General features: G+C 57.5%; 24 protein-coding genes. 22 read left to right on the top strand and 2 right to left on the bottom strand.

What is annotated here, in order from left to right:
• Window positions 1-7 precede the first annotated feature (7 nt).
• The 18 genes from VI215_05810 (at window position 8) to VI215_05725 (ending at window position 17191) form a co-directional block, all read left to right on the top strand.
• On the top strand, window positions 8-2278 hold the full coding sequence (locus VI215_05810) for a hypothetical protein (GenBank protein HEY6191828.1): 2271 nt from the start codon (window positions 8-10) through the stop codon (window positions 2276-2278).
• 198 nt (window positions 2279-2476) lie between these two features.
• Entirely contained in the window at window positions 2477-3481 is a 1005-nt protein-coding gene (locus VI215_05805) for a glycosyltransferase family 9 protein (GenBank protein ID HEY6191827.1), read from the top strand.
• A 179-nt stretch (window positions 3482-3660) separates the two neighbouring features.
• Complete coding sequence (eno, locus tag VI215_05800; protein ID HEY6191826.1) at window positions 3661-4935, top strand: phosphopyruvate hydratase; 1275 nt, start codon at window positions 3661-3663, stop codon at window positions 4933-4935.
• A gap of 5 nt (window positions 4936-4940) precedes the next feature.
• Entirely contained in the window at window positions 4941-6368 is a 1428-nt protein-coding gene (locus VI215_05795; protein ID HEY6191825.1) for a phosphoglucomutase/phosphomannomutase family protein, read from the top strand.
• Window positions 6369-6438: 70 nt separating this feature from the next.
• Complete coding sequence (locus VI215_05790) at window positions 6439-7665, top strand: MFS transporter (GenBank protein HEY6191824.1); 1227 nt, start codon at window positions 6439-6441, stop codon at window positions 7663-7665.
• A gap of 73 nt (window positions 7666-7738) precedes the next feature.
• Complete coding sequence (locus VI215_05785) at window positions 7739-8167, top strand: OsmC family protein (protein ID HEY6191823.1); 429 nt, start codon at window positions 7739-7741, stop codon at window positions 8165-8167.
• Between the two features lie 143 nt (window positions 8168-8310).
• Complete coding sequence (locus tag VI215_05780) at window positions 8311-8751, top strand: SRPBCC family protein (GenBank protein HEY6191822.1); 441 nt, start codon at window positions 8311-8313, stop codon at window positions 8749-8751.
• A gap of 16 nt (window positions 8752-8767) precedes the next feature.
• Window positions 8768-10177 (top strand): FAD-binding oxidoreductase, encoded by a 1410-nt coding sequence (locus VI215_05775; protein HEY6191821.1) that lies wholly within the window; start codon window positions 8768-8770, stop codon window positions 10175-10177.
• A gap of 47 nt (window positions 10178-10224) precedes the next feature.
• Window positions 10225-10881, top strand: coding sequence for a DsrE family protein (locus tag VI215_05770; GenBank protein HEY6191820.1), 657 nt, complete (start codon window positions 10225-10227; stop codon window positions 10879-10881).
• 155 nt (window positions 10882-11036) lie between these two features.
• Entirely contained in the window at window positions 11037-11462 is a 426-nt protein-coding gene (locus VI215_05765; protein HEY6191819.1) for a glyoxalase superfamily protein, read from the top strand.
• Window positions 11459-11953, top strand: a complete 495-nt coding sequence (locus VI215_05760) for a hypothetical protein (protein ID HEY6191818.1) — start codon at window positions 11459-11461, stop codon at window positions 11951-11953. The genes VI215_05765 and VI215_05760 overlap by 4 nt, the downstream gene beginning before the upstream one ends.
• 39 nt (window positions 11954-11992) lie before the next feature.
• Window positions 11993-12655, top strand: coding sequence for an epimerase (locus VI215_05755; GenBank protein ID HEY6191817.1), 663 nt, complete (start codon window positions 11993-11995; stop codon window positions 12653-12655).
• A 5-nt stretch (window positions 12656-12660) separates the two neighbouring features.
• Complete coding sequence (locus tag VI215_05750) at window positions 12661-13020, top strand: DUF1801 domain-containing protein (protein ID HEY6191816.1); 360 nt, start codon at window positions 12661-12663, stop codon at window positions 13018-13020.
• A complete protein-coding gene (locus VI215_05745; protein HEY6191815.1) occupies window positions 13017-13925 on the top strand; it encodes a CPBP family intramembrane glutamic endopeptidase in 909 nt (302 codons plus the stop codon). The genes VI215_05750 and VI215_05745 overlap by 4 nt, the downstream gene beginning before the upstream one ends.
• Window positions 13926-13976: 51 nt before the next feature.
• A complete protein-coding gene (locus VI215_05740) occupies window positions 13977-14951 on the top strand; it encodes a hypothetical protein (GenBank protein ID HEY6191814.1) in 975 nt (324 codons plus the stop codon).
• Window positions 14948-15394 carry a DUF3224 domain-containing protein gene (locus tag VI215_05735; GenBank protein ID HEY6191813.1) on the top strand — a complete coding sequence of 149 codons (447 nt, stop codon included), beginning with the start codon at window positions 14948-14950 and terminating at the stop codon, window positions 15392-15394. Before VI215_05740 ends, VI215_05735 begins: the two co-directional genes overlap by 4 nt.
• Before the next feature lie 72 nt (window positions 15395-15466).
• Window positions 15467-16366, top strand: a complete 900-nt coding sequence (locus VI215_05730) for an NAD(P)H-binding protein (GenBank protein ID HEY6191812.1) — start codon at window positions 15467-15469, stop codon at window positions 16364-16366.
• Window positions 16367-16624: 258 nt separating this feature from the next.
• On the top strand, window positions 16625-17191 hold the full coding sequence (locus VI215_05725) for a hypothetical protein (protein ID HEY6191811.1): 567 nt from the start codon (window positions 16625-16627) through the stop codon (window positions 17189-17191).
• A gap of 26 nt (window positions 17192-17217) precedes the next feature.
• Here the strand turns inward: VI215_05725 and VI215_05720 are convergent, their stop codons facing one another.
• Window positions 17218-17865 carry an NAD(P)-binding domain-containing protein gene (locus VI215_05720; protein ID HEY6191810.1) on the bottom strand — a complete coding sequence of 216 codons (648 nt, stop codon included), beginning with the start codon at window positions 17863-17865 and terminating at the stop codon, window positions 17218-17220.
• An 87-nt stretch (window positions 17866-17952) separates the two neighbouring features.
• Here VI215_05720 and VI215_05715 point away from each other — a divergent pair, with 87 nt between their 5' ends.
• Genes VI215_05715 through VI215_05700 form a run of 4 tightly spaced genes read left to right on the top strand, consistent with a single transcriptional unit; the run spans window position 17953 to window position 21270 of the window.
• A complete protein-coding gene (locus VI215_05715; protein HEY6191809.1) occupies window positions 17953-18771 on the top strand; it encodes a M48 family metallopeptidase in 819 nt (272 codons plus the stop codon).
• Between the two features lie 58 nt (window positions 18772-18829).
• A complete protein-coding gene (locus VI215_05710) occupies window positions 18830-19216 on the top strand; it encodes a hypothetical protein (protein HEY6191808.1) in 387 nt (128 codons plus the stop codon).
• A 25-nt stretch (window positions 19217-19241) separates the two neighbouring features.
• Complete coding sequence (locus VI215_05705) at window positions 19242-20426, top strand: pyridoxal phosphate-dependent aminotransferase (protein HEY6191807.1); 1185 nt, start codon at window positions 19242-19244, stop codon at window positions 20424-20426.
• 43 nt (window positions 20427-20469) lie between these two features.
• Window positions 20470-21270 (top strand): RMD1 family protein, encoded by an 801-nt coding sequence (locus VI215_05700; GenBank protein ID HEY6191806.1) that lies wholly within the window; start codon window positions 20470-20472, stop codon window positions 21268-21270.
• Here the strand turns inward: VI215_05700 and VI215_05695 are convergent.
• The coding region (locus tag VI215_05695; protein ID HEY6191805.1) for a DUF72 domain-containing protein at window positions 21223-22227 on the bottom strand (1005 nt) is incomplete at its 5' end. The two genes, VI215_05700 and VI215_05695, sit on opposite strands and share 48 nt — an antisense overlap.

The raw sequence follows: 22227 nt of genomic DNA, 5'->3' as shown, positions 1-22227 counted from the left end.
GCTAACCTTGAGGCTCCCCATCGCCGGAGGCCTCTTCCTCCTCCTTCTCTCCGTTCTTCTCATCCGGCTTCCGCTGCTCAACTATCTGGGATACGAGTTCTCGTTCGCAATTGCCCTCGCAATGCCATGGCTCGCAGGAATACCTGCGATCAGGTTGTTCCGGATGCGGGAACCGGGGGCGGGATTCAATCAAGCTGTCCGGCAATCTGTCCGGCAGTCGCTGATTCGGGGTTGGATTCTCCTTCTCGTGCCTCTGGCGGTCGGAACCGTGAATCTCTTCATCGTACGGAACTGCTCGTACGGTGAAGGGATGCTCTTTTATATCCTGATCCCCGGGATCACCGTCTTCTGGTCTGTCGGTCTCGCGATGGCCTGCGCGGTGATGGTCCGGCGCGCAGTTGTCGTTTACAGCCTGCTCATCGTTGCGACGCTCCTCTACGCGCTCTATGTAGGATATAGTTCCCCCCAGATCTATTCGTACAACTTCGTGTACGGGTTCTTCCCGGGGTTTTCGTATGATGAGGTCCTGACGATCACCCCCCGTCTGTTGCTCTTCCGGCTCGTCACGATTGTCGCCGGCCTCTTCCTCTTCGACCTGGCGGGTTTCGCCGGGCAAAAAGGAAGGGCGGCGCTTCCGAATCTTCCGGCAGGCAGGTGGAAGAAGGCGCGGTTGTTCGTCACAGGACTCCTTCTCCTTGCCGTCTGGTTTTTGCGCGTATCCCTCGGATTTGAAACGACCGGCGAATCTCTTGAACGAGAGCTCGGATCGACCTATTCCACCGAACACTTCCGGATCTACTACGCGCGGGATTCTTATTCCGCAACCGAAATCGGATGGATCGCCGCCCTGCACGAATACCGGTTCTCTCAGGTTGAAACGGCCCTCCAGATCCGGTTCCACGGAAAGATCACGTCGTACATTTATCCCGACGCCGACACGAAACTGCGGCTGATCGGGACCAGGACGACGAACATCGCGAAACCCTGGCGCCGCGAGATCCATCTCGGCAAGAGTTCCCTCGAAGGCACGCTCAAGCACGAGCTGGTGCATGTGCTGGCGGGGCAATTCGGAATGCCCGTCATCCGGGCGCATTATCACATCGGACTCGTGGAGGGGCTGGCCATGGCGGTCGACCCCGATTTTGGAAACCGCACGCTCGACCAGTATGCCGCGGCGATCAGGGAATTCAAACTCGTAGGCGATCCGCGGCCTCTCATCAGTCCGCTCGGGTTCGCGACGAGGGCGTCGTCGGTAAGCTATGTCCTGATGGGCTCGTTTTGCAAATACCTGATCGACAGGTACGGGATTGTCCTCTTCCGGGCTTTGTACGGCGGGAAATCGCCCGCCGACGTCTACGGAAAATCGTACGACGGCCTGGTCGACGAATGGCAGACGCACCTCGCCGCCACGTCCATTCCGGAATCGTGGCGGAAACACGTCGAATACTATTTCGACAGGCCCTCGATTTTCGCAAAGGAGTGTGCGAGGGAAGTCGCAAAACGGAACGAGGCGGGGTATCGGAACCTCGATCTGAACAACCCCGGCGCCGCCATTTCCGACTTTTCCGCCGCCCTGGTGACGAGCTGGAACACAGAGTCGTACGCCGGGCTCATCCGTTCCTCCTTTAACGCGGGGCGGTACGACACGGTGGTGGAGTTAATCAGGGCGCGGGCAACGGACTCGCTCCACCGGTCGAGCCTCATCAACCTCGACATCCTCTACGGAGACGCCCTCTGGTACCGGGGTGATGCGGCGGGAGCGAGGAAGGCCTATGGAGAACTCCTGGGGTTCGACATCTCCGAGAATCTCGACGATGCGGCCGCGATCCGCTTGACGGCGACGGAGGACGATGACCTCCGGGCCGCGCTTCCGGCATATATCGTCGGATCGTTGACGGACTCCTCCGCGCAGAAGCTTCTGGATGATCTTTCCCGCCGCTCGCGGGATCCCATCATCTCGTACCTCGAAGGGAGGCTCTTCTTCCGGCAGAAGAAGTACCGGCTGGCGGTCGAGCGTTTCCGCGCGATGGCTCGTGATTCCGTCATGCAATCCCGCCCCGGGGGGGCGTTCGAGCGTGCGATTCTGGATTCACGCCGGGAACAGCTGACGGGAGAGGCGTACTTCCGGCTCGGAGACTTTCAGCAGGCCCGGGTCCATTTCTGGGAGTCGCTCAATTTTGTTACGAATGATTTGACGGTGCAGCGGGTCGACGACTGGCTCGAGCGGTGCGACTGGTTTGAAAAGAACGGGGGGAGTTACATTGCATCTCGCCGGTGAGTTGCCTATTTTCGATGATGTCGCAGTTTGGGGGACTTTCTCTCCAACTCGTCATGCTGACATGCTTTAGGTCAGCATCTTGAAAAGCTTTTAGAAAGATCCCGACCTGAAACATGTCGGGATGACGGCATAGGATGAAACCGAGGCGCGATCCTATTTCCACTCATGCAAAAGTTCGACCGGATTCTCATATCGCGTATGAAGTTTATCGGCGACGTGGTGTTGACCACGCCGGTCGTCCGCGCCGTACGGGAGAAATTTCCATCCGCACACATCGCCTACCTCGCGGAGAAGCAAGCGGTGTCCCTTCTCGAGGGGAACCCGCACCTCAACGAGCTCATCGCATTTGATTTTTCGAAGCCGGGGTTCCTGGAACAACTCCGCGTGATTCAACGCCTCCGCAAGGGAAAATTCGACGTCTTCATAGATTTGTTCTGCAACCCCCGCACGGCCCTGCTCGCCCGATCGAGCGGCGCGCCTGTCCGGATCGGCAAGGAGGTGCGGGGACGCGGGCGATTGTATACCGAACGGATCGTGGACGACGGAAAGCCGAAAACGGCGATCGAATACCACTATCAGTATGTCCGACCTCTGGGCGTCGAACGCACTCACGTGCAAACGGAAATATTCCTGAGCGATGCGGAAAAACGCGAGGCGGGAATCTATCTCAAGTGGCAGGATGTGGATCTGGAGAAGCCGGTCGTCGGGTTGCACCCCGGCGCGACCTGGCCGGCAAAAATGTGGCCCGCCGAACGATTCGCCGATCTGATCGATTTGATCAAGGCAAAGCTCGATGTCCACGTGGTGGTGACACAGGGCCCCCGCGACGCCGCTATTATAGAGAAGATTTCGGCTCTGGCGGTGGGAAACGCGACATTTCTCAAGGCGGTGCCCTTGCGGCAGCTCGCCGCGGTGCTTTCAAAGTTCAGAGTGTATGTCGCGAACGACAGCGGACCCATGCATATCGCTGCCGCAGTCGGGACCAGGACGATCGGGATTTTCGGTCCGGGCGAGGAGAATATCTGGTTTCCGTACGTGCCGCCGTTCTACCCTCTTTCCGCCGGCCACACGGCACTTCGGAAGGACGTGCCCTGCCATCCCTGCCACCTCGATTACTGCAACCGTGAAGGCGAAGGGTACATGGAGTGCATGAATCTGCTCGGCGTGAAGGAGGTGTTTGAAGAAATCCGGAAACGATTATAGGTAGTGGCTTGTCATCCTGAGGAAGCGGAGCGACCGAAGGATCTCGTCGTTGGGATCCAAAGCACTCAGAGATCCTTCGTTGCGCTCAGGATGACAATCCTCCGGCCTTCGTTGCATTTCGTCCGGCTTTTGGCGATATTCAAGCACTTTTTCAGCCTAACCTCCCAATGGATACGACAATGACCACGATTACCGACGCCTATGCGCGGGAAATCCTCGACTCACGCGGAAATCCCACGATCGAAGTCGACGTTGTGCTGGAATCCGGCGTCCGCGGCCGCGCGTCGGTTCCGAGCGGGGCATCGACCGGCGAGCGCGAGGCGATCGAGCTTCGCGACGGCGACAAGATGCGCTACGACGGCAAGGGAGTCCTGAATGCCGTCGAGAACGTGAACGATAAAATCGCGGAAGCCATCATCGGCTTCGACGCGACGGACCAGGTCGGGATCGATCGTCTGATGATCGAACTCGACGCGACCCCGACCAAAGCAAACCTCGGGGCGAACGCGATCCTCGGCGTTTCCCTCGCCGTCGCCAGGGCAGCCGCGGAGGCGCTCGAGATGCCGCTCTACCGGTATCTCGGCGGGGCGAACGCCAAAGTGCTCCCCGTTCCGATGATGAATATCCTCAACGGCGGGAAGCATGCGGACAACAATGTCGATTTCCAGGAGTTCATGATCGTTCCCGTTGACGCGGTGAATTTCGCGGAGGCGCTCCGGATGGGAACCGAGACCTTTCATTCGCTGAAAGGGGTTCTCAAGAAAAAGGGGTACAACACGGCGGTCGGCGATGAGGGGGGATTCGCGCCCAACCTGAAATCGAACGAGGAAGCGATCGAGGTCATCCTCGACGCGATCGTGAAGGCGGGCATGAAGCCGGGAAAAGACATCTTCCTGGCGCTCGATCCCGCGGCGAGCGAGTTCTTTGAGAAGGGAAAATACGTCTTCAGAAAATCGGACAAGTCGGCGAAGAAACCGGAGCAGATGGTGAAGTTCTATGAGAAGTGGGTGAAGGAATATCCGATCATTTCGATTGAGGACGGGATGGCCGAGAACGACTGGGAGGGATGGACCATCATGACCGAAACGCTCGGAGAGAAAATCCAGCTCGTGGGGGACGACCTCTTCGTGACGAACACGGAGATCCTCGCGAAAGGGATCGAAAAAGGAGTGGCAAACTCGATTCTGATCAAGGTCAATCAGATCGGCACCCTCACCGAAACGCTCGACTGCATAGAAATGGCGAAACGGGCGGGATATTCGACGGTGATCAGCCATCGTTCGGGAGAAACGGAAGACACGACCATCGCCGACATCGCCGTCGCGACGAACGCCGGCCAGATCAAGACCGGTTCGGCGAGCCGCACCGATCGGGTCGCAAAGTACAACCAGCTCCTCCGGATCGAAGAGGAGCTCGATACGAACGCCATCTATCCCGGCCTGGGAGCGTTTTGAATAATATGGGATCGGCAATCAAATTCGGAACGGACGGCTGGCGCGGCAGGATCGCCGAAGATTACACGTTTGAGAACGTCCGCCGCTGCTCCCAGGGCTTTGCGGAATACCTTCGTTCGACGATGGCGCCGGAGAAGCTTTCCCGGGGCGTCGTTATCGGAGGCGACCGCCGGTTCAACTCGGAGCATTTCGCCGCCGCCGCCGCGGAAGTCCTCGCGGCAAACGGGATTCCCGTGCATTATTGCGGAGGAGGCGTCCCCACCCCCGTCATCTCGTTTAGCGTGAAGGCGCGGGGAGCGATAGCGGCGATCAACATTACCGCGAGCCATAATCCGCCCACCGATAACGGATTCAAGGTGCGGGACGAGACGGGGGGAGCGATCGCCCCCGAGGGATTGAAAAAGATCGAACAATCGATCCCTCCCGATGTGGCGGGGGTGAAGCGGATGAAGTTCGCCGACGCCCTCTCCGCGGGCACGATCAAAGAGTTTAACGCAGATGCGAAGTACCTCGAACAACTCGGGCATATGATCGACGTGGCGCCGATCCGAAATTCGGGGATGAAAATCCTCGTCGATCCGATGTGGGGCAACGGCGCCGGATGGTTCCCGCGGCTTCTCTCCGGAGGCAAGGCGGAGGTCGTCGAAATCCACAGCGAGCGCAACCCCGCGTTTCCAGAAATGAGCAGGCCCGAGCCGATTCCGCCCAACGTCGACGCGGGACTGGCGAAAGGGAAGCAGGCGGGCGCCGATGTCGTCATCATCACGGATGGAGACGCGGACCGCGTGGGAATCGGGGATGAGAAGGGGAGGTTTATCGACCAATTACGGGTCTATGCGCTCCTCGCGATGTACCTTCTCGACGTGCGCGGCATGCGGGGCGCGATCGTGAAGACTCTCTCCACGACTTCCATGCTCGATGCGCTTGCGAAGATCTACGGCATCCCCATTTATGAAACCGGGGTCGGGTTCAAGTACGTCGCACCGAAGATGACCGAGACGGACGCCCTGATCGGGGGAGAAGAAAGCGGCGGTTACGCGTTTCGCGGGCATGTCCCCGAGCGCGACGGGATTCTTGCGGGCCTCTTTTTCCTCGACCTCATGTGCAAAACCGGGCTTAAGCCCTCCCAGCTCCTCGACAGGCTCTTCGAAAAGGTCGGGCCTCACTACTATGACCGTATCGATATCGTGATCGAGGAATCCCAGCGCGACAAACTCCTCGGAAAACTGAAGGCCTCCCATCCGAAGCAGGTCGCCGGGATGGACGTGGTGCAAACGAACCTCTCCGACGGATTCAAGTACATTTTGAAGGACGGAAGCTGGCTCCTGATTCGTTTCTCGGGAACCGAACCCCTGGTCCGGATTTACTCGGAAGCCCCAAGCGAAGAAAGAATACGCGCAATCCTCGAAGACGGACGGAAACTGTTGCAGTAAGAGGGCGCACCCCCCCTCGCACCCAAACACGGGTCACCCTTTGGCATCCACCGGCGTAAAAACTCTTCAAATGGGGATCCGCCCCAACCTCCCCCAGTTCTCACTCCTCGTTCTCGTCAACGCATTCGTCGGCGCGATGGTGGGAATGGAACGGTCGATTCTTCCCCTGATGGGAGAACGGGAGTTTGGAATCGCGTCGCGCTCGGCGATCATCTCCTTTCTCATCACCTTCGGGATCGTGAAGGCGTTGAGCAATCTCGTCGCGGGGAGGTTCTCAGACCGTGTTGGCCGAAGAAAGATCCTGATCGCGGGTTGGATTGCCGGAATCCCGGTTCCGTTCCTGTTGATGGGAGCGCAGTCGTGGTCGTGGATCCTCGCGGCGAACGTTCTGCTCGGGCTCAACCAGGGATTGTGCTGGTCGACCACCGTCATCATGAAAATCGACCTCGCGGGACCCAGGAGGCGGGGGTTCGCAATGGGGCTGAACGAGTTCTCCGGATATGTCGCGGTCGCGGTTGCGGCGTTTTGTTCGGCGCTGATCGCCCAGAAGTACGGCCTCCGTCCCTATCCGTTCTTCCTCGGGGTTGGCGTCTCAATCACGGGATTTCTTCTTTCGTTCCTGTTCGTAAAAGAAACAAGCGGGTTCACGAAGGTGGAGTCCGGCCTCTCCGGGCGGCCCCGCGAGGAAACCGCGGAAGAGGCAATCTCCTTCAAGGAAGTATTTCTTCGAACGTCCTGGCAGGATCGTAATCTTTTCAGCTGCAGCCAGGCCGGACTCATCAACAACCTCAACGACGGCGTAGCGTGGGGCCTGTTTCCGATTTACTTCGCCTCGCTCGGATTCCCGGTCGCCGAAATCGGAATCCTCGCGGCTGTCTATCCGGGAGTCTGGGGGGTGACACAGGTCTTTACCGGGATCCTCAGCGATAACATCGGGCGAAAGTGGATGATCGCCGCCGGGATGTGGCTTCAGGCCGCGGCCATCTGGATGATACTCGGCGCCGGCGAGTTCGCGTGGCTCCTCGGAGCGTCCGCTCTCCTGGGGCTTGGAACCGCGCTGGCCTATCCGACATTACTTGCCGCCGTAGGGGACTCATCCAAACCCGCGTGGCGGGCATCGGCGGTCGGAGTTTACCGGCTCTGGCGCGATCTGGGATATGCGGCCGGGGCGATATGCATAGGGTTTGCCGCAGATACCCTGGGCCTCAGTCCCGCTTTTCGAATCGTCGCCTGTCTGACGTTCGTTTCGGGTGTGATCGTTGCCGCCGCTTACCGCGAACCGTCCGGATCCGGTTAGTATTTTTATCCGGGAATTCATACATTAATCACCTCAGTCAATCCACTCATTCAAATTCAACAAGGATACGAAAATGCCGATACGGACAGCGGACGCCGTTTGGGAGGGAGACCTCAAAACGGGGAAGGGGAACATGAAACTTGCGGGGGGAGCCTTCGACGGCCCCTATTCATTCTCCTCGAGATTCGAAGAAGGGAAGGGGACCAATCCTGAAGAGCTCATTGCGGCGGCTCACGCGGGATGCTTCTCCATGGCCTTCTCAGGCGGACTCACAAGAGCGGGATTTGCCCCCACAAGAGTGAGCACCAACGCCAAAGTGAAGATCGAAAAAGTCGGAGAGGGATTCAAGATAACGACGAGCGAGCTGACGACGGAGGCCGTGGTGCCCGGCATCGACGAGTCAAAATTCCAGGAAGTCGCCGAGGGTGCCAAGAAGAACTGCCCCGTTTCGCAGGCGCTCGCAGGGGTGAATATCACTCTGACCGCGAAGCTCTTGAAGTAGGGAATTCAAGCACAGATCATCGCGTTGGCCTTGAGTGATGAACCCGTAGGATCGAATCAAGAAAAGGTTTGAGCCGCGGGTTTTTGCTTTTTTGGCCGGCGGAGTACCGGCCTCTGCGACATCCGCAAAAAATTCGATTCGCCATGGAGTCCAGGAATCTTTTCGATATCAGTGTCATCATCAACGCTCCTCCCGGGCATGTTTGGGGGATCATGGCTGATGTTGAGCGGTGGCCCGAGTGGACCACGAGCGTGAGAAAGGTGAGACGCCTGCAGGACGGCCCTTTAACCGTGGGATCGAAAATGTGGATTTATCAGCCCAAGCTTCCTCCGGCACTCTGGCATGTCACCGCACTGGAGCACGAGTCGGGCTTTACAGGGACCACTTCCAGTCCCGGCGTAACGGTGACCGCCCATCATGCCATTTTGCCGGCTTCTGAGGGCTCGAGGGTAACTCTTTCGATTAGATTTTCAGGATTACTGGGGCCATTGCTCGCGAGAATGACCTCCAGCCTGAATAATCGATACCTAAAGCTTGAGGCTGACGGACTCAAAAAGAGGAGCGAGGAGACATACTCGTCATGATCGCGGAGCGAACGCATTGAAAACACTGGACGGACGCGAGATCGAGCTCAAGCAGGACAAGATCGATACCCTGAAGATGCGTCTGCGTGGCCCTGTGCTTCTTCCGGGCGGCGCCGGCTACGAAGATTCCCGGACGGTCTGGAATGGGATGATCGATCGCAGGCCCTCTCTCGTTGTCCGCTGCCTCGGTGTCGCCGATGTGATCGCGTGTGTTCAATTTGTGCGCGAAAACGGGCTTCTCCTCTGCATCAAGGGGGGCGGGCACAACATCGCGGGACTCGCCACCGCCGACGGAGCGCTCATGCTCGATATGTCTCTCATGCGCGGCGTCTGGGTAAACAAGCTGGAATCGATCGCCCATGCGCAGGCGGGCTGTCTCCTCGGAGATCTGGACCGTGAGACCCAGATCCACGGGCTCGCTGCCGTGCTTGGATTTGTGTCGCTCACCGGCATTGCCGGACTCACGCTGGGGGGAGGGTTCGGTTACCTGACACGGCGCTGGGGTTGGACGGCCGATACCGTCGTCGGAATGGACGTCGTCACTGCTGATGGACGGCTCGTGCGAGCGAGCGGAGACGAAAATTCCGATCTCTTCTGGGGATTGCGGGGCGGCGGCGGCAATTTCGGCGTCGTGACGGGATTCGATTACAGGCTTTTTCCAGTCGGCCCGGAGATTGTCGGTGGGCTCGTCGCGTGGCCGGGGACCGAGGCTCCCGCAGTGCTGGAATTGTACCGGAAGCTCGCCGAGAGTGCGCCGCCGGAGCTTACGCTCGTATTGGTGATTCGCCTGGCTCCCCCTGCGCCATGGCTTCCAAAGGAGTGGCATGGAAAGCTGATCGCGGGAATTCTTGCCTGCTATTCCGGCGATCCCGCAGAGGGAGAGAAACTTGTCGCTCCGATCAAATCGTTCGGGAAGCCGGTCGGCGATGTTCTCGTTCGCCGCCCCTATGCGCAACTGCAATCGCTCCTCGATGCGACTCAGCCTAAAGGGCTCCGGTACTATTGGAAGAGCGAATACGTTTCGCAACTCGATCCCGGGCTGCTGTCCGGGATTGTTCAGCATGCCGGCAGCATTCCGTCCCGGCACTCGGCGATAGGCCTCTTCCAGATCGGCGGCGCCCTCAACAGGCTCGATCGGGATCATTCCCCTGTCGGTAATCGTGACGCGCGGTATGTTCTCAACATTCCGGGGGCGTGGGAACGGGCGGAGGAGGACAAAACAAACATTGATTGGGTTCGGGGAGCATGGAACGATATGAAGAAGTATTCGACGGGGGGAACCTACCTCAATTTTCTGACCGAAGACGAAGGGACTGAACGCACCGACGCATCACTCGGCAACGCACTCAAGCGACTCGCTCAGGTCAAGAAGAAGTGGGATCCCGAAAACATGTTCCGCACAAACCGCAACATTAAGCCAGGATGAGAAACGAATCCATCACAGGCAGTCCCACTTTCCAAAAGAGCAAGGATATGAGAACACTTTATCTTTCTGTCGCGCTCTCCCTCGTAGCGGCGTCGATCTGCTCCGCTCAACCCTCCACGCCCGGTAGTCCCGGAAAGGCGCAGAGGGACAGCGTTGCCCACGCCAGAATGATTGCGGATTCACTGAGGATCGAAAAACTCGTCGCGATCTCCGAATACCCCTACCTCAAGGGTACCAAGTGGAGCGGGGTCGTACCTGTGGCCGATCCGACTGAAATTCCCGACCCGAACCGCGAGTACAAGCTGCTGTTCGGCGTCACCGCCAAGAATCCCGACTCTCTCGCCAAAGATATCAATAAGAGCCTGGACGAAGTCGCCCGGGTGCTCAACCTGCATGTCGCGTCGGGAATCGCGCCGAACAAAATCACTCCGGTTGTGCTGGTGTATGGCCCCGGCCTCGAGGCGCTCATGAGCAACGAGAGTTATCAGAAAAAGCATTCCGTGGATAACCCGAACATCAAGCTCATTCAGGATATCGAGAAGGCAGGAGGAAAGTTCATCGCTTGCGGGCAGGCCATGGCATTTTCCGATGTCAAAAAGGAGCAGCTTCTGCCCGAAGTGAAAATAACGCTTACGGCCCAGACGGTGTTGTCAAACTATCAGCTCCAGGGGTACGTCTTGTATTCGATCCGAGTGGATCGATAACGTCAACGCCGTCACTCGAGTCGATTGGGTGTTGGGGGGCACCTGAGTTTCATCCAAGGGCGTTGAAAGATGCTGACCAAAAGCATGTCAGCATGACGAGATGGAGAGATAGTCGGCAAAAGAGAGGCGCTACTGTTTGGTGAAAGGATTTGAGAATGAATGAGAATCCGGCCCTGCTGAAATCAATCGCGCCGCAATTCGTGGTTCCTGATGTGGTCAAAGCAGCGGAGTATTACAGGGACTTTCTTGGGTTCAAGATCCTTGGATATTGGCTCGACCCGCCGGTCTTTGCAATTATCAAACGAGGCGATATTACGATCCATTTGGGAAAAGGGGACACTGATATCGCCCAGGGAAATGTCACCCGTCGGGAGGGAGGGCTCGATGCGTACATTTACGCGGCGGGTGTTGATGCGTTGTTCGAGGAGTTCCGTAACCGGGGCGCCGACATTATCGACGGTCCGATTGACACTGTTTACGGCACCCGGGAAGTCCTGGTCCAGGATTGCTACGGCTTCGTCATCTCCTTTGGCGAGAATCGGACAACCGCGCCTCCACCTGCTGACAAGGAAAACCGATGACGAACGAACTCATCACCGTCCTGGCGAATCTTGCCCTCACGCTCTCATTCATCGTGGCGGTGATATTCGGTATCGCCCAGGTTCGGGCTGCGGGGCGGGATCGCCGTGAACGATTGACGCTGGAGACGGTTCGAAGTTTCCAAACCCGCGAGTTTTCCGAGTTGATGGTCCACATCAGCACCCATGACTTGCCGACCACCTATGAGAATTGGCAGGCCCTTCCTGCAAGTGATAAGACCGTTTACTTACAGTTTGCACAGGAAATGGAGTCGCTGGGGATTCTTGTCGCAGAACGGCTGATCAACATCGACCTCGTAGAGAAGACTCTCGGTTCCTTTGTCATAACTTCATGGGAAAAATATAAGCCGGCATTTTCAGAAATGCGCCAGAAACTTCCGGACCCCTATCTGGGCGAATATTTTCAGTGGCTCGCTGAACGGCTCGGAGTGCTCATGCGGAAAAAGCCGCGCAAGCCGTTCTATGAGACTTAGGCGGGTTGTCGCTTTCGACAGCGCCGTTTGGGGTAATTCATGAGTATGAAGGCGATACTCTTCGGGGCCACCGGGATGGTCGGTGAAGGAGTGCTCCATGAGGCACTCGACGATCCCCGGATCGATTCCGTTCTGGTGATCGGTCGAAGATCGTGCGATCTCAGGCATCCCAGGCTCATCGAAGTGCTTCACAACGATTTCTATGATTACTCGGCGATCGAAGTTCGTCTGGCCGGATACGACGCCTGTTTCTTTTGCCTTGGCGTTACTTCGGTCGGCAAGCGGGAGGAAGAATACCGCCGGTTAACATACGACCTGACGATGGCGGCAGCCCGGACACTGGTGCGTCTCAATCCACAAATGGTCTTCTGTTATGTCTCCGGAGCGGGGACCGACAGTACTGAGCGGGGCAAAAGCATGTGGGCCAGGGTGAAGGGCAAAACGGAAAATGATCTGATGAAACTCCCCTTCAAAGCGGTCTATGCCTTCCGGCCCGGATTTATCAAACCAATTGCAGGATCCAAAAGGAGCCTCACGATCTCAAAGGTCCTCGCGCCTTTCTATCCGGTCATGAAACTGCTCGCTCCGAAGTTCGTATGCACGCTTGAGGATGTCGGTCGTTCGATGATCCGTGCGGCAGCGGCAGGTTATCCTAAACCTGTATTGGAGTGCATTGATATCGCGGAACTCTCGCGAACGTGAAATCCATGCCAAAACCCAAGAGCGTCGACGCGTACATTGCCGCGGCTTCGAAGGATGCCAAAGGGAAACTGAAACAGCTTCGGAAGGCAATCAGAGAGACCGCGCCGGCGGCCGAGGAACGCATCAGCTACGGAATTCCCTACTACGGGTATAAAGGACGGCTGGTTTATTTCGCGGCGTTTAAGAATCATATCGGACTCTATCTCCCGGGCCCCGTTCTCGAGGAGCACAAGAATGAGTTGAAGGGATTTGAAACTGCCAAAGCGACCGTCCGCTTTCCATTGGACAGGAATCTCCCGATCGCACTCATAAAAAAACTGGTCAGGGCGAGAAAGAAATTGAACGAGGCCAAAGAGAAGAAATGAATCCTTCGCCGGACACCGGGGAGATTGCCGGAGCGGTTCGCCTGTGGCTGCGCCTGCCTGCCATCGTTCGGGCCGTCCTTACAGGCGGAATCGTCGCGGCAGCCGGCACAGTCCCGTGGGCACTTCTTGCAACGGCAAACACGAAATATTGGTCGAGCGTACCCTGGGCTCTGATTCCCACAATCCTCTATCTCTGGTTTTTCTGGTGGTACGTTCGCGGGGGAGGATGGCCGCAATCGACTTCAGGGTTCCGGCGGACGTATTGCCGCGCGAACCGTGTTCAGGGCGAGGTGTGGGGCGCTGCGATACTGGCCGGAGTTTTGGGCCTCATCTCCCTTGTTCTCTTCCAGAGCGTCATGAACCGCCTCGTCAGGCTTCCTCAACAGGAGCACCTTGACATCTCCCGGTATCCTCCCGTGACCGTGTTCATGTGGATTGTCATGAGCGCCATCGTAGCCGGCGTGGCTGAGGAAACATCATTCCGCGGTTACATGCAGAAGCAGATCGAAGAGCGGCATGGTCCGGTGATCGCAATCCTGGTCACCGGGGCCCTGTTTGGGTTTGCCCACTTCAGTCACCCGGAGGTCGGGTTGATCCTGATGCCATACTATATAGTAGTGGCTGCTGTCTATGGAGCGCTCGCCTACTTTACGAATTCCATCTACCCGAGCATGGTCCTCCATGCAGGGGGCAACATCCTGAGCACACTGGACCTGATCGGGCGGGGACGCTCGGAATGGCAGGCTTCTCCGGGCGCTTCACCGCTCATCTGGGAAACCGGTGTAGACGCATCATTCTGGCTATCGGTGATCGGTCTCCTCGCGGTGGGTGCCGGCGCTCTCCTGGCATACTCCGGATTGCGACGGGTTGCACGGAGCGCGGCCGGGGCTATTGCGCCGGTCTGAGAATGCGGCCTGTGACACTGATTCATTCATCTCTCCGGTGAGGAGTATGATATGAGCATCTCAATCTGCAAATTAACCCTACTCCAACTGCTGGTTGTATTGCCGTTATGCGGGCGGCAGAGCCCCCCGGCGGGAGAGGGGCGTCGCCCGGGCGAGGGCCTGTCAGGAAGCTATACGTGGAAACAACTCACGCCCGAGGCGGGCTACGCGAAAAGCTACAACTATCAATTGTTTTCGGACGGCGACATTGTCCGGGCTTTTCATCACGACGGCGTATGGTTTTCCCGGGATGGTGTTTCCTGGCAGAAGACAGCGCTTCCGGATATTGTCAACCGGCAGGCATTTCTGGATTACGTGAGGTTCAAAGGCGCGATCTACGCCCTCGGAACGTTCGACGGGAATATCGAGCGGTATACCCAGACAACCCAGATCGCGCGGACATCGGATTACAAGAGCTGGGAAATTCTTGCAAAGGAATCGACCCTCCCGAAACGGTTCTTCTACCATCCATTCGTATTTCAAGACAAGATTTGGATTATCGGAGGTGAGGACGCTGCAGGCGAGTACGACGATGCGTGGGTATCGTCGGACGCAGTACACTGGACGAAGATTGCCGACCGTCTACCGTTCGGGAAGCGTGCAGGACAACAATTTGTACTCTTCAAGGATAAGTTGTATATGTTGGGCTCCGATGCGTGGGTTTCATCGGACGGATTACATTGGGAGTTGCTTACGCCGAAGATTGCAGAGGGTAACATCTTCGGCTATTCGGTTGAGGTGTTCGATGGCAGGATCTGGTTGATCGGATGCAATCGGAATGGGATCTTCAGGAGCGAAGTCCTTACATCGGCGGATGGAGTGAAGTGGATCCCGCAGCGAGCCCCATGGACTCCACGCGGGGGGGTTGCCACATGCATCTTCAGGAACCAGATAATGATGACAGGCGGGAAATATGGCGGTCCTGGAATCGCCGGACAGACGGAATTTGTCTACAGCAACGACGTATGGGTGCTCAGGAGGCCGTGATCCGCCATGAACTCTCACAATCAATCGGAGTCGACATGAAGGCCAAGTCCTCCTACACGGTCAAGAAATGGGAAGAAGCGACATATCGCGAGATATCTTCTGAAAAGAAAATGACGAGGGCATCTGTCGTCTACGAGTTCAAAGGCGACCTGGCCGGCAGCGGCCATGTCGAATACCTGATGTTCTACCGGCACTTTGATCAAGCGGACCAGCACAAGGCAAGAGCTTCCTACGTCGGCCTCATCTATTTCGAGGGGAACCTGCTGGGGATGGAGGGAAGCTTTGTCCTCGAAGACACCGGCACATTTGAGGGCGGGGCTGCCAGCTCCTCCGTGAGGATTTCGGAAGATTCCGGGAGCGGGAAGCTGAAAGGCATCCATGGATCCGGAACGTATCTCGCGGACAAAGACGGATTTCGCATTGAATTGGACTATGCTCTCTAGGGCGCATGGGCGGCGCAGCAGCATCGAGGAGAAAGTGACAGGAAGAAAAAAAGCAAACAGAGGAGAATTCATATGGCGCATCTCGTAGCCGTCACCGGTGCATCCGGCAACATCGGGAGAGTTCTTGTCGAACGGCTCCTTCGGAAACAGGTGAGTGTTCGTGTCATCGGGCGAAGCCGCGACAAGCTGGCGCCGTTCGTCGCCCGGGGCGCCGAAGAACGTGTCGGAGATCTTCAGGACTCCTCGTTCCTGAACGAAGCGCTCCGGGAAGTCGACGCAATGTTTGCGATGATCCCCGAGCACCCGGACCATCCGGACTTCCTCGGGGACAAACGCCGCACCGCTGCGAGCCTGGCCGGGGCTATCCGTGCGGCGAGTGTTCCTCGGGTCGTCGCTCTGAGCGCGATCGGAGTCAGCCCGCCCTCAGGGATCGGGCCGGCCGCGCCGAACGGGGAATTTGAAGGATTGTTGAAGTCGATTCCGGGACTCTCGCTGGTGGTTCTTCGTCCCGCCTTCCTGATGGAAAACTATCTCGGCTCCATCCCATTAATGAAGGGCGCGGGGATGAACGGCGGTGCGATTCATTCAGAAGTCCCGTTTGCCATGATCTGTACCCAGGACATCGCCTCAGTTGCGGCGGACTACCTGATTGGGGCGAAGTTCCAGGGACAAACCGTCCATGAGCTGCTGGGACCCCGCGACTATACATGCCGTGAAGCCACGTCTATTCTGGGCGGGGCGATCGGCAAACCCGATCTGCCGTATGTCGAACTTCCCTATGAAGGTCTGCACAAAGGCCTTGTGGGAGCCGGCTTTTCCCGGAACGCCGCAACCGCTCTCGTCGAACTGCAGACGGCCTTGAACGAGGGGCGGGTCCAGCGTCTGGCAAGGCGGACAGAGTCGAACACCACGCCGACGACTCTGGAAGCGTTCGCGCGCGATGTCTTCGCCCCCGCATACCGGGCAAGTTGAGCCCCGAGAAATCCGGCGATGAAATTGGGAATTATGGGTAGTATTTCACATTCACCCCATATGTCATCCTGAGGGAGCGTAGCGACCGAAGGATCTCATCTATCCCCCCAGCGAGATCCTTCGCTTCGCTCAGGATGACAAATTGAGACATTACGGAATTTTGAGATGAATCTCCCATTGCGTACCTTTGCACGATGTTCCGTGGCGACCCCTTAATTCGTCACTCATTCAATCACAATCGAGAGTAGGAGAATCTCCATGCCCATGACAGGACTCACCGAACTCTGGCTACCGGTTCTGCTCTCCTCCGTCTTCGTCTTCATCCTGAGCTCCATCATCCACATGGCTTCACCCTGGCACAAGAGCGATTATCCCAAGATGGCGAACGAGGAGAAAGTAATGGATGCGCTCCGGCCGCTTGCGATTCCTCCCGGCGATTACATGGTCCCCCGCCCGTCAAGCAGGCAGGAGATGCGTTCACCCGAATTCATGGAAAAGGTGAAGCGAGGGCCGGTCATGGTCATGACGGTGTGGCAGGGAGGCGGTATGTCAATGAAGAGGAATCTTATCCTCTGGTTTCTTTACACCGTCGTCGTGGGGATCTTTTCCGGGTACGTCGCCGGCCGAGCGCTGCCCCCCGGGTCGGATTATCTTCACGTCTTCAGGTTTGCGGGAGTCACTGCGTTTCTGGCATACTCCGCCGCCCTCTGGCAGATGTCGATCTGGTACAACCGCGCCTGGACCACGACGATGAAAGCGACGGTGGACGGCTTGATCTATGCGCTATTTACGGCGGGGACGTTCGGATGGCTCTGGCCCCGATAGGTCCGGCGGTCCGGATGCGTTAACGGTCATTTCAAGACTTTATAGGCGTGCGTCCAGCGGTTCTCGAGGAACCCCGGGATGCACCAGAGAATACAGAGGGGTTCGATGGCGCGGGCGCCCTCGACCTTTCCCAGGTCTTCGATCTCATACCCGAACTGGTCAAGGATCTCCCTGACCGATTTTTTTGCGTCATCGTCGTTCCCGCAGATGAACATCGTCGGCCTGACGCCTTTGAAATCGGGATTCACCATGAGATTGTTGCCGACACAGCTGAATGCCTTGACGAAGCGCGCCCCGGGCGCAAGCTTCTGAAGACGCTCCATGAGGGAGTCGTTCATCGATGTGAAGTAGTGCAGGACGCCGTTCACCGGTGGGGCGTCGGAGATGGGGTTCGTCGTATCGATGACGGTTTTCCCTTCCAGGTTGGGAATGCCCGCAAGCCGCAAGGCTGATTCGGCGCCGGAGCCTTTGACCGCCAGCACGAGGAGTGCGCCGAATTTCGCAGCCTCCTCGAACGAGCCGATGTTGGCGAGACCCTTCGTTTTGCTCCGCAGAGTTTCCATTTTCGCGGGGCTGTTGGTCCCGATCATGACTTCATACCCGTGCCTGAGAAACCCGTTGGCAAGGGTTTGAGCGACCATCCCTGAGCCTATGATGCCGATTGCAGTAGCCATGTTGGTTCTCTCCTCTCATTGGCCGGCTGAAAGCAAATGATACTCAGAAACTCTAAAACTCACAAATCATCGACAGAGGTTTTCATGATGAAAACGATCGCCGCACGACTACTCCCGGCAGCGGGAATCTGCCTCATGAGCCTGCTGTTTAACTCCTGCAGCACCGTTCCCCTCACGGGAAGACAACAGTTGAATCTGATCCCCGGATCGGAGATGCTTTCGATGAGCGGGCAACAGTATAACGACTTCCTGAAGAGCAACAAGGTCATCCCCGCGACCGATAAACAGTCCGTCGCCGTAAAAACGGTGGGGAAGCGAATCCAGTCCGCCGTCGAGCAGTACGCATCTCAGAACGGAATGTCCCTGAGCGGATACAGCTGGGAATTCAATCTGGTCGAAAACAAGGAGAAAAACGCCTGGTGCATGCCGGGAGGCAAAGTGGTGGTCTACTCGGGAATCCTTCCGCTCACGGGCAACGATGTGGGCCTCGCGGTCGTGCTCGGACATGAGATTGCCCATGCCGTTGCCGGCCACGGCGCCGAGCGGATGAGCCAGGGTTTGCTGGCGCAACTCGGATCGACGGCTCTCTCCCAGGCGCTCTCCGAGAAGCCCCAGGAAACGCAGCAAATCTGGATGACCGCCTTCGGAGTCGGGGTACAGTACGGCGCGCTCCTTCCGTTCAGCCGCGTGCAGGAGAGCGAGGCAGACCATCTCGGTTTGATCTTCATGGCGATGGCCGGTTACGACCCGAATCAGGCGTTGACCTTCTGGCAGCGCATGGCGCAGGAGAACCAGGGTCAGGCTCCGCCGGAGTTTATGAGCACGCATCCCTCGGATGAATCGCGGATCGCGAAAATACGGGAAGAACTCCCCGAGGCGCTCCGGTATTACAAGAAGGGAAAATAATGGGAATATTTCGTATACTAAGAAAAATCGTGGGAATTCACTACGGGAGTCGTCGTTCATGAAGAAAACCACACTCATCATTCTACCGCTCGTCTTGTTCGCGCTGGCGATCGGGTCGGCCCAGGACAAGAAAAAGAAAGAAGCCAAGGATGTCACCGTCACCGGCGAGATCATCGACCTGAAATGCTATATCCAGGGGATGATGGGGGGAAAGGGGGAGGATCACAAGCAGTGCGCGATCGATTGCATCAAAGGAGGATTGCCCGTCGGAATTCTCGACGATAAATCCGACAAGGCGTATCTGGTCGTCCCCAAAGCCGGCATGAAGGGGGCCAACGAGGAGTTGCTCCCGTTTGCGGCCCAAAAGGTGAAACTCACCGGCACGTTCGCCGAGAAGGGCGGGCAAAAGGTTCTGATTTACACGAAGGTGGAAGACGCGAAGTAGCCTTTCATAATAAGAAGAGCAGGTCATGATCCATATCGCTCAGCGCATGAGCCGCCTCGGCACCGAGACGGCATTCGAGGTGCTCGCCAGGGCGCGCGCCCTCGAAGCACAGGGGAAAAACATCGTCCATCTGGAAATCGGCGAGCCCGATTTCGACACCCCGGTCAACATCAAGCTGGCTGCAAAGAAAGCGATCGACGACAACTACACCCATTACGGCCCCGCGGCGGGGCTGCCTCAGGCCCGGGCGGCGATCGCCCGTCACGTCTCCGAAACCCGGGGCATCGAGGTTCTCCCGGAGCAGGTCGTGTTCACCCCCGGCGCCAAGCCGATCATGTTTTTTACGATTCTGGCGTGCGTGGACGAGGGGGACGAGGTCATCTATCCCAATCCCGGTTTTCCGATCTACGAATCGGCGGTCGAGTTCGTCGGGGCCAGGGCGGTGCCGCTCCGGTTGCGGGAAGACAAGGGGTTCGGGTTTGATCTCGAAGATCTGAAGCGTCTTGTCACCCCGAAGACCCGGATGCTCATTCTGAATTCGCCGCAGAATCCGACGGGGGGAGTCTTGAGCGAGTCCGACATTCGGGGGATTGCCGAAGTGGCCCTCGCCCACAACCTCATCGTCCTCTCCGACGAAATTTACGGCCGGATCCTGTACGACGGCACCACGGCGTTCAGCATTGCTTCGCTTCCGGGAATGCAGGAGCGGACGGTCATTCTGGACGGATTTTCGAAGACATTTGCCATGACCGGCTGGCGGCTCGGCTATGGAGTCATGCCCGCGGAGCTGGCAAAATACGTCACGCAGCTCCAGGTCAACAGCACGTCCTGCACCACCTCGTTTTCACAGATCGCGGCGATCGAAGCCCTCACGGGGCCCCAGAAGGATGTAGAAAGCATGCTGGAGGAATTCAAGCGGCGCCGCGACATCATCGTCGCCGGACTGAACGCGATTCCCGGCATCCGGTGCCACAAACCGCTAGGCGCTTTCTACGTCTTTCCGAACATCACCGGGACGGGCAAGACATCGCGGCAGCTTGCCGACCAGCTGCTGACCGATGCGGGTGTGGCGTGCCTCGCCGGAACCGCATTCGGCAAATTCGGCGAAGGGTACCTTCGGTTTTCCTACGCAAACTCGATCCCCAATATTGAAAAAGCTCTCGGGCGGATCGAACGCTCCCTGAAGCCGGAGAGCGTTTCAGTCGGATAGTTTCCAAAGGTGAACGCTCATGTCCGCACGGGATGAGCCAGATGTGCAGCGGGAAAAGATCTTCGTCAGGGCCCTCGATGTGGCTTCGGCGTACGATCTTCACGGCGCCCGGAAAGTGCTTGAGGACGATCTCAAGGGAACAGTCCTCGAACATACGCCTCTTCTCGTTCAGTTGGCCCCCCGGAAACTTGTCGCCCTGTTCGATTACGGGTCGATCGTTTTTTTCAACGTGGAATCCCCCGAACAAACCTCCCTCGTCCAGAGCCTCATGCCGTTCACTCAGCGGCCCAACAAGATTGTGAGCGACGACGACTTCATCCTCTACCTCGGAACGCAGTCAAAGGATCCGGAAGGAACCGACGAGCTGACGATCCGGGAGCTGACAAGGGATATCGCGCTCCTTGTGGGCGCGGTGTTGAGCCGGTCGGTGTCGGTGGAGTACTACGAAAAACTCGTAGAAGACGCGCTTGCGCAGCTGGAGGGGCCGATCGCCTCGCTTCAGTCCACGGGAACGATTCCCTACCGGCAGCGTGAGCTCACAAAAAAAGTGGGTTTCGCGCTCGCGGTCGAGCACGAACTGGCCTATACGCTCTCGGCGTTTGACGACCCGGCGATTGTGTGGGACGGAGGCAAACGGATCGAAGACCTCTACACGGGCTTGAAGCGGCAGTTTGACCTGGAGGACCGGATCAGGATCATCGAGCAAAAAGTCTCACTCATTTCGCGATCAGGGATGTTCATCATCGCACGGCTCGAGGGCCGGCGGGCGACGGCCCTCGAATGGATCATCATCCTGCTAATCCTGGCGGAGATCCTCATCGTGATATTCGAGCGGATGGCCTGAAGGTTGAGCCGGGTGATCGAAGAGGGGATGGTTGATGTTGACCGAGGAGCTGATCGGTTTTAAGGCCGGGAAGGACCGGAGAAAGTTCTGCGGAACGAGCACGCGCTGCTTCCGCTTGACGAGATGCCTCAATTGAAATCCGTTGACGAGTGAATTTGCCTCCGGATCGTTATGGAAAATGACGAAGGTGGATTCGGCGATTTCCCTGACCTTCTCGATCAGGGCTGTTAGCTGCTCCAGTTCGCGCTGGGAATAGTAATAATGATACCGGTCGCTCACGACGTGAGCGCCGTCCCCCTCGAGACGCCAGGGATTCTTCCACGATTCGGAATTCCTTCCCATCATCCTGAAATACCCCGCCCCGCACCAGGAAAGGGACGTTAACGGGACATGCTGTTTGATCTGCGGCAGGTCGACATTGATCAAGTGAAGCCTGTTCTCCTGGAAGAAATTGTACATCAAAGGGCTATACCACGACCGGTGGCGCACTTCGAGGAACAGGGGGTACCGGGAGAACAGTCTGCTCAACTGCAGGAGGTAGAGGCGGTTTTCATGCCGGTTCGTAAACAGGTAGGGGAATTGAAGGACGAGCCCTCCCAGCATGCCTCGTTCGTGCATCGGATCGAGCATCCGGTGAACCGAGATGACATCCGCTTTCGTCGCATCGTACGTATGTGTGAATCCCCGGAAGAGCTTTGCGGTAAAAATAAAATTCTTATTTGCCGAGACGTCGCTCAGCCACCTCCTGGTGTTGAGAGCCGAGAGGGAGGGGTTGTAAAACGTCGAATTTATCTCGACGCAATCGAAGAATTGGCTGTAAAATTCAAGCTTTCTGAAATTGCCCCTGGATTTCTGAGGATAGAAGTAGGTGTTGAAGGGATGAAGATCCCATCCGCCCATTCCGATGTGGACGACATGCGGTTTTCCGTCTGGTCTCGTATGCTGCATTGCTTGAAG

The organism is Bacteroidota bacterium, from assembly GCA_036522515.1.
Lineage (GTDB): Bacteria > Bacteroidota > Ignavibacteria > UBA10030 > SZUA-254 > VBOC01.
The sequence above is the reverse complement of the archived record's forward strand: the minus strand, read 5'-3'. Positions and strand labels throughout refer to the sequence as shown.

Excerpts from the sequence above, each read along its gene's own strand:
- VI215_05740 (HEY6191814.1), top strand. The coding sequence starts at position 13,977 with ATGAGCATCTCAATCTGCAAATTAACCCTACTCCAACTGCTGGTTGTA.
- VI215_05770 (HEY6191820.1), top strand. The coding sequence starts at position 10,225 with ATGAGAACACTTTATCTTTCTGTCGCGCTCTCCCTCGTAGCGGCGTCG.
- VI215_05705 (HEY6191807.1), top strand. The coding sequence starts at position 19,242 with ATGATCCATATCGCTCAGCGCATGAGCCGCCTCGGCACCGAGACGGCA.
- VI215_05725 (HEY6191811.1), top strand. The coding sequence starts at position 16,625 with ATGCCCATGACAGGACTCACCGAACTCTGGCTACCGGTTCTGCTCTCC.
- eno (HEY6191826.1), top strand. The coding sequence starts at position 3,661 with ATGACCACGATTACCGACGCCTATGCGCGGGAAATCCTCGACTCACGC.
- VI215_05780 (HEY6191822.1), top strand. The coding sequence starts at position 8,311 with ATGGAGTCCAGGAATCTTTTCGATATCAGTGTCATCATCAACGCTCCT.
- VI215_05730 (HEY6191812.1), top strand. The coding sequence starts at position 15,467 with ATGGCGCATCTCGTAGCCGTCACCGGTGCATCCGGCAACATCGGGAGA.
- VI215_05795 (HEY6191825.1), top strand. The coding sequence starts at position 4,941 with ATGGGATCGGCAATCAAATTCGGAACGGACGGCTGGCGCGGCAGGATC.
- VI215_05755 (HEY6191817.1), top strand. The coding sequence starts at position 11,993 with ATGAGTATGAAGGCGATACTCTTCGGGGCCACCGGGATGGTCGGTGAA.
- VI215_05760 (HEY6191818.1), top strand. The coding sequence starts at position 11,459 with ATGACGAACGAACTCATCACCGTCCTGGCGAATCTTGCCCTCACGCTC.
- VI215_05745 (HEY6191815.1), top strand. The coding sequence starts at position 13,017 with ATGAATCCTTCGCCGGACACCGGGGAGATTGCCGGAGCGGTTCGCCTG.
- VI215_05750 (HEY6191816.1), top strand. The coding sequence starts at position 12,661 with ATGCCAAAACCCAAGAGCGTCGACGCGTACATTGCCGCGGCTTCGAAG.
- VI215_05790 (HEY6191824.1), top strand. The coding sequence starts at position 6,439 with ATGGGGATCCGCCCCAACCTCCCCCAGTTCTCACTCCTCGTTCTCGTC.
- VI215_05720 (HEY6191810.1), bottom strand. The coding sequence starts at position 17,865 with ATGGCTACTGCAATCGGCATCATAGGCTCAGGGATGGTCGCTCAAACC.
- VI215_05715 (HEY6191809.1), top strand. The coding sequence starts at position 17,953 with ATGAAAACGATCGCCGCACGACTACTCCCGGCAGCGGGAATCTGCCTC.
- VI215_05805 (HEY6191827.1), top strand. The coding sequence starts at position 2,477 with ATGAAGTTTATCGGCGACGTGGTGTTGACCACGCCGGTCGTCCGCGCC.
- VI215_05785 (HEY6191823.1), top strand. The coding sequence starts at position 7,739 with ATGCCGATACGGACAGCGGACGCCGTTTGGGAGGGAGACCTCAAAACG.
- VI215_05710 (HEY6191808.1), top strand. The coding sequence starts at position 18,830 with ATGAAGAAAACCACACTCATCATTCTACCGCTCGTCTTGTTCGCGCTG.
- VI215_05765 (HEY6191819.1), top strand. The coding sequence starts at position 11,037 with ATGAATGAGAATCCGGCCCTGCTGAAATCAATCGCGCCGCAATTCGTG.